This window comes from Priestia sp. P5_B4 (assembly GCF_056400385.1).
The window spans coordinates 1-2048 of sequence record NZ_JBFULJ010000692.1 but is presented as its reverse complement, the minus strand read 5'-3'; the positions used below and the strand labels follow the sequence as shown (position 1 = coordinate 2048).

The 2048-nt window shown below is 37.9% G+C and carries 3 protein-coding genes; all 3 read right to left on the bottom strand.

Annotated features, from left to right (window positions below; genetic code table 11):
* Positions 1–449, bottom strand: a 449-nt coding sequence (locus AC1DRF_RS24775; RefSeq protein WP_477741939.1) for an MrcB family domain-containing protein, incomplete at its 3' end; no start/stop codon positions are given.
* A 420-nt stretch (positions 450–869) separates the two neighbouring features.
* Positions 870–1358 (bottom strand): hypothetical protein, encoded by a 489-nt coding sequence (locus tag AC1DRF_RS24770; protein WP_477741938.1) that lies wholly within the window; start codon positions 1356–1358, stop codon positions 870–872.
* 35 nt (positions 1359–1393) lie between these two features.
* Positions 1394–1873, bottom strand: coding sequence for a (2Fe-2S)-binding protein (locus AC1DRF_RS24765; protein ID WP_034651629.1), 480 nt, complete (start codon positions 1871–1873; stop codon positions 1394–1396).
* Positions 1874–2048 lie beyond the last annotated feature (175 nt).

The window sequence follows — 2048 nt, the reverse complement described above, 5'->3', positions numbered from 1 at the left end:
TTGCTAGGTAAGTCTGCTATATTGTAAGGAAGGTAAAGAGCTACTCTATCCTCAWAGCTTTTCGCTTCCATGCTTGTACCAATGRCAATATGATTATCTTTCAATACGCGGGTATGTTCAGGAGTAAAAAATCGAATGTCTTTCAGATCTGTTCCTTCTTCTGAGTCTCCTCTCATCATGACTAAGTAAATACGCTGACCGTCTTCACTGAATAAATACGCGACCATCACGTCACTCTCTATATTCTTATTCGCAAGGGTCACGTAAGGAAATGTTTCAGCGTGGTGTCCCGATATACGCATTTCTTCTCGATTTATATGCTCCAATCGATAAAGAGAAATCGGAAGCCTGCGTGTAAGCATATTTTCTATTTCATGTTTTACAAGTACGTCTCCACCCATTTGTTTATAATGTTCCGCTACATACAGCAGCCGCTCGCGCAAACTCATCGAATTCTCTCCTTTCTGCCTTCACTGCAGTTTGTAAAAATAAAAAGCATCGTCAGCTGACCACGCAAAAGGTTCATTTCTTTTATTATAGACGCTTTCTTCGTATAGTAAGCTATTTTATAACGTTAGGAAACACTACATTATTCTTTTCTCTACATACATGTTTATGTTCATTTTAATGAAACATGACAGAAAAGAAAAGCGTTAGGGGCTTAATGAATGAAGGGGCAATGATATGAACAGAAAAATAAGCAGCTTGTGTGCCCAAGGATAAAACACCCATTATGCTACATGATTATTTAACATCTGATGCTTTTGGCTGAGTAAAGAAAAAGATAAAAATAATAAGCGGCAGGGCGATAAGAAAAATACTCGTCTCTGAAGGTCTTACTGTAGGTATATCCGTTAATGACATTTTAATCAGTCCTTTGTAAATTTTTCAACTAAGTCAGGATTTACATAAAAATGTTTTGATACGGTACGATGAAAAAACTGAGAGGATTGATTCAGTTCACTTAATGCAGGTTCTGTTTTGGGAACGCCAAAAATAGGTCCGCTTACGTTAATGGTAAACCTTCCAGAAGAAATAAAGGCGCCCGACACATTGATCTGGTTATTAAGCAGCAAAGCCGCAAGAAACACATCAATCATATCAATAATAATATTAATTCCCACATTTCCGTCTTTTCCTTCGATGCGACTGGTTCCTGTAATAGGTCCGCCTACTGAAACACGAAAAGCTCCGGGTGTCACAAATAYTCCTATAATTGTTATTTGGCCAGTTAATAATAATATGGCTGTTACTACATCAAGATCTCGTTGAATGGCAAAGATAAGTTCCCTTTCTTTGTCAAAGCCGCTTTTCCATTCCACATTCTCCACACCCTTAGCACATACTATTCTAAACACGTGTAAGTGTTATTCTAATTCTGCTTTTTCTTTTCTCACTCGCGCTCAGAAAAGTGTAAAACAGATTTTACTGCGTCTTCAATTTCTTTATACCCTGTACATCTGCATATATTGGAAGCTAACCACTCCTTTATAATATCGTCACTGCCTGAAGGATGGCGTTTGGAAAGCAAATGAGCATTCATAATAAAACCCGATGTACAATAACCGCACTGAAAAGCAAAATGTTCAATAAAAGCTTTTTGCATAGGTGAACTCTTCAGTCCTTCTATAGTCATTATTTCTTTCTCTTCTGCTTCTGCCGCTAACATGAGGCAGGATTTCATTGGCCGCTGATTTATCCCTACTGTACAAGCTCCGCAGTCTCCATTTAAACAGCCTGGTTTTGCTCCGGTAAGGCCCAGCTTTTCTCTTAATACGTAAAGCAGCGTATCTGCTGTTCGGATATCAACCATTTTTTCTTCCCCATTAACCTTTAGCTTAACTGTTATTCTATACCCTTCATCTCTTAGCACATTACGTTCCTCCCAGCTCTTTGAAAATATCAATCAATAAATTTTTAATCACAAATTTGCGATATCGATCCGATCCTTCTCCATCATTTAAAATTGGAGCCGGTATATAATCAAGAGCAGTTTGAAGTCGATCTTCTAATGGAATGTCTTTCTGGTTTAGCACTTCTTCTACTTC